We start from the raw sequence: 4,441 nt of genomic DNA on the forward strand, positions 1-4,441 counted from the left end.
GTTTTAAATAATATATATTTCTCGTATATCTTGCAGGATTCTCCATTCCCGTCCCTGTACAACACCAAAAAGACTCATCAGGAGAACAATAAACTTTAAAATGACCTGGTTGTGTTGAAACAAAATATGTTTTCATCCCTGAATCCGGATCCTGTGATGCAAGAATATGATTGTATAATGCCCTTTCATAATAATCAATGTATTCAACATCCTGTGACCAATGAAAAAGATGTTCTGTAAGCTTTAGCATATTGTATGTATTACAGGTTTCTGTAGTCGTAATCCCAAGCTCTTCTGTATCGCTTGGACCAAAATGCTCATTAATACTATTTCCACCGATAACGTAGGAACGGTGTCTAGTAACTTGTTTCCAGAAAAACTGAGCCATTTTCTTGTACGTTTTATCTCCCGTTATCTCATATAATTTTGCAGCACCAATGACTTTTGGTATTTGCGTGTTAGCATGCTTACCTTGAAGTTCATCAACCTCGTTAGCCAAAGGTTGTAAAATGGATTGATGGCAAAACCTTTTAGCAAGCTCTAAATAATCTTTGTTCTTTGTAATCATGTACAAATCTGCCATTGCTTCATTCATTCCACCATGCTCACAAATTAGCATTTTTTGAAATTGCTCATCAGTAAGTTGATCTGTACCATTTTTCGCCCAATCCGCGAGCTTTATTACGATAGCAAGTGCCTTTTCATTTCCTGTAAGATTATATGTATCTATTAAACCCGCATAAATTTTATGAATGCTATACCATGGTACCCAGCCACCACTTAAGCTGAAATTATCTACTTCAAACTCTCCAGTAAATACTAGATCAAAGCACGATCGAGAAAAACCACTAACATATCCTTTATCATCAAATGATTGAACTATTTCCAATTCTTCAATTGCATAATCAAGCTTTTGTTTTAATTGTTCGTTTGACGTCAAAGAATACATTGTTGCGGCAGCTGAAAGCCAATGACCAATCGAATGTCCGCTTATACCAGTAGATTCCCATCCCCCATATCTCGGCTTTTTTGGAGGTTTCCCAACCGCTTCATAACATGGAGCAATCAGTCTGTCTACATCTAAGTAAAGCAAATACTCCATACCTTTTTCTTGTGAATCTTTAAAAATCCCATTTAATAATGATACTTTTTCCATCTTGATGTCCTCCTAAACTTGTTCTTGTTTAATATTATGGAACGAAAAGCCTGGAAACGGAATTCACAGATTAGCATATTACATATCTTATTTTTTGTTTTTTTGCTATAATCAAGAAAAAAGAGAGGATGGATACGTTAATATGCATGAAATAAGCATCTATTCAAATTCTCTTCCATTAATAAGAGAAATTGGCCATATGACTGATATAGACGGAACTAGTGGACATCCTGACAGATTAATGGAGAAAATAAATGTATTTGTCTATGTTAAAAAGGGGCATATACAAGTATTTGAAGATGGTGTTGAGTACAATCTTTATGAAGGAACATATCTTTTTCTCAGAAAAAATATTCCGCATTGGGGTGGGTCTTTATATAGTCCTGGTACAGAATGGTTTTATATTCATTTTTATGATTCTCCATATTTAAATGAGGAAAACAATCCAATTGAATATTCACAATACTATCAGCATTCATCCTTGATCTTAGAAGAAACATATGCCTCACAAATTAAACTTCCTAAGAAAGGTACTGTTAGTAACCCCGAGTATACAGAATTACAATTAAAAAAACTTGTTGATCGATATTTATTACCACATCCTATCAGACCGCTAACTCTATCTGTACTTACCTTTGAATTTTTCATTGATTTATACGCTCATAAATTTGAAGAATTAAAATCATCTAAACAAAATCGAATTGTTCAAAAAATGGTCGATTTATTTATCAACAATTCAACTAGAAAAATGAGCAGTACCGAAATTGCTAATGAGCTTGGTATGAACTACGCTTATTTATCAACTTTATTCCGAAAAGAAACCGGAAAGAGTATTACACAATTTCAGGACGAGCTCCTCATTGAACATGCGATTAAACTATTAAAAAACGAATCAGTGAATATTTCTCAAGTTAGTGACCAGCTCGGCTTTTCTAATCCATTTTATTTTAGTCGTGTGTTTAAGCGGATAACAGGAGTTGCTCCAACTACCTACTTAAACCAAACATATCGAAGTTAATAAAAGGATGAACAATGCTTAAAAGACAGGAATATCTTTTAAACACCCTATAATTCTTGTGTTCCGATTAAATGATTCTCAATAGAAATGTCCGAAATTAAATTACTAGATTACATCTCTTCACTTGTTTGACTCCATAAAACTCCATAAAGAAAGGAAGAGTGAAGCCCTAGAGCTCCATTCTCCCTTTTCATTATATTTTAAAGTTTTTAATTAACAACTGTAATTCTTCCGACATTTGTGCAAGAGTTGAGGCAGAAGATTCGATTTCCTCCATTGAGGCAAGCTGTTCTTCAGTTGCCGCCGATACATTTTGATTGCTTGCCGCAGATTGTATTGCAATATTTTTCACATGATTAATAGACGTTGCTACTTCAACCGTACCAGCATAAAGACGGCTTATCGCTTCTGAAACATCATTAATTTGTGATACAACTCCTGTTATTGAGTTTTCAATCTTTTCAAAAGAACTGCCTGCTTCATCAACAACAATAATCCCTTCCTCAACTTCTTTTGTCGTCTTCGTCATAGATAATAATGTTTGATTTGTATCTGCTTGAATCACATTTATTAATTGAGTAATTTGTTCAGCTGATTCGGCTGATTGTTCAGCTAATTTTCGAACTTCATCTGCTACAACAGCAAATCCCTTTCCATGCTCACCTGCTCTAGCTGCTTCAATTGCTGCATTTAATGCTAATAAATTCGTTTGAGCAGCAATCGTAGTAATCACTTCATTTATACGCCCAATTTCTAAGGAACGTTCACTCAGTCCATTTATCGATGATTCTAATCCGATTACATTTGAATTAATAGCGGTCATTTGGTTTTTTACTTTTTCTATAGCTCTCTTACCATCATTAGATATCTCTGCAGTTTGATTTGCATTATTAGACATATCATCAGCTTTTTTAGAAATCTGTTCAGAATAATGTTCCATTTCATTCATGACTTCAACACTTTCTTCAATTGAGCGAACCTGGTTGTCCATACCTGTTGCAAGTTCTTGAATTGTTGAAGAAATATGCTCACTTGCACGACTATTTTGTTCTGCACTTGCACTTAATTCCTCTGAAGAAGCTGCAACCATTTCAGAGGTATCACTTATTGTTTTGATGACTCCCCTTATACCTAATAACATATTATTAAACGATTGAACGAGTTGTCCAATTTCATCCTTCGACTGATAAGTACCAGCAACTGTAAAATCTCCTTGTTCCGCTTTTGACATCAATGACTTTATTTCGTTAATCGGGTTTACGATCTTTCCTGTTATGATAAAACCGATGAATGCAGACAATAAAACACTAATGATAATAACGGTAACCAATATTATTATAGCAAGCTGTAACTTTTCATTATTTTCTTTTTGAATCTTACCTGCAAGATCTTCATTATAAGCTTGAATCTCACCGATTGTATTATTGACCGCTGTCCTTTTCTCCTCAACAGTATCCTTAAACAATTGATAAGCTTCATTATTTTTGTTTAATGCTGCTAAATCTAAAACATCTTGCCTTGCTTCTTGGTATGCACGTAGATTGTCATTGTATTTTTCTAAAAGTTCTTTTTGCTCAGGAAACTTACTTACTTTTTCATATTTGGTAATTAGCTCTTTATTAGATTGTTTATTTTCTTCAATTTGATTTAATAGAGCTTGATTTTCTTCAGTATTTTCCGTCAACATTAACTCTAATGTATAGGCATCTATAGCTCTATTGTTTACTCTAATTTCTCCTAAATCTTTTATCGGGTTTAAATGCTCATTGTAAATGATGTCTGACCCCTTTGCCATATCCTTCATGTATTTAAAGCCAACACATCCCACTACGCCTAATGCCAGCAGAGTAATAAAAATTAATAATAATAGTTTTCTACTAGTCTTCATGTTGTTGATAAATTTCATTGTTTCTTGATGTCTCCTTTTCTAATTTTATATAAACTATATATCGGTTTTATATTTCGAATATTTTAGTACCTATTTGCAATGGTCGAAATTACCAACTTCTGAGGAGATGACTTAGGAATTTAAAGATTTATTTCTGCAATTTTTTATATAAGCATAAAAAACCGGATTTTTACAATCTCATACTAAAATCCAATTTCTTGTGTTTATTTATTCGTTTATTGTCCAAAAATTATTTCTAAAATACGATATAGACATGAATTTACATACAGATTATCTCCCATTAGATAATATGAAAATCTAATCCGAGTTTCTCCGAATTCCATATAGACAATAAATCTATTATTTGTAAGACCTCTTC

General features: G+C 33.2%; 3 protein-coding genes. 1 reads left to right on the forward strand and 2 read right to left on the reverse strand.

Annotated features, from left to right (window positions below; genetic code table 11):
• The coding region (locus tag HU235_RS07385; RefSeq protein ID WP_174879791.1) for a beta-L-arabinofuranosidase domain-containing protein at positions 1-1,156 on the reverse strand (1,156 nt) is incomplete at its 3' end.
• 142 nt (positions 1,157-1,298) lie between these two features.
• Between HU235_RS07385 and HU235_RS07390 the strand changes: the two genes are divergently transcribed.
• Positions 1,299-2,174: a helix-turn-helix domain-containing protein gene (locus tag HU235_RS07390; protein WP_174879792.1), complete on the forward strand. Its 876-nt coding sequence runs from the start codon at positions 1,299-1,301 to the stop codon at positions 2,172-2,174.
• A 193-nt stretch (positions 2,175-2,367) separates the two neighbouring features.
• Here the strand turns inward: HU235_RS07390 and HU235_RS07395 are convergent, their stop codons facing one another.
• Positions 2,368-4,080: a methyl-accepting chemotaxis protein gene (locus HU235_RS07395; protein WP_174879793.1), complete on the reverse strand. Its 1,713-nt coding sequence runs from the start codon at positions 4,078-4,080 to the stop codon at positions 2,368-2,370.
• Positions 4,081-4,441 lie beyond the last annotated feature (361 nt).

This window comes from Metabacillus niabensis (assembly GCF_902829255.1).
Classification (GTDB): Bacteria; Bacillota; Bacilli; order Bacillales; family Bacillaceae; genus Metabacillus; species Metabacillus niabensis.

Excerpts from the sequence above, each read along its gene's own strand:
- HU235_RS07390 (WP_174879792.1), top strand. The coding sequence starts at position 1,299 with ATGCATGAAATAAGCATCTATTCAAATTCTCTTCCATTAATAAGAGAA.
- HU235_RS07395 (WP_174879793.1), bottom strand. The coding sequence starts at position 4,080 with ATGAAATTTATCAACAACATGAAGACTAGTAGAAAACTATTATTATTA.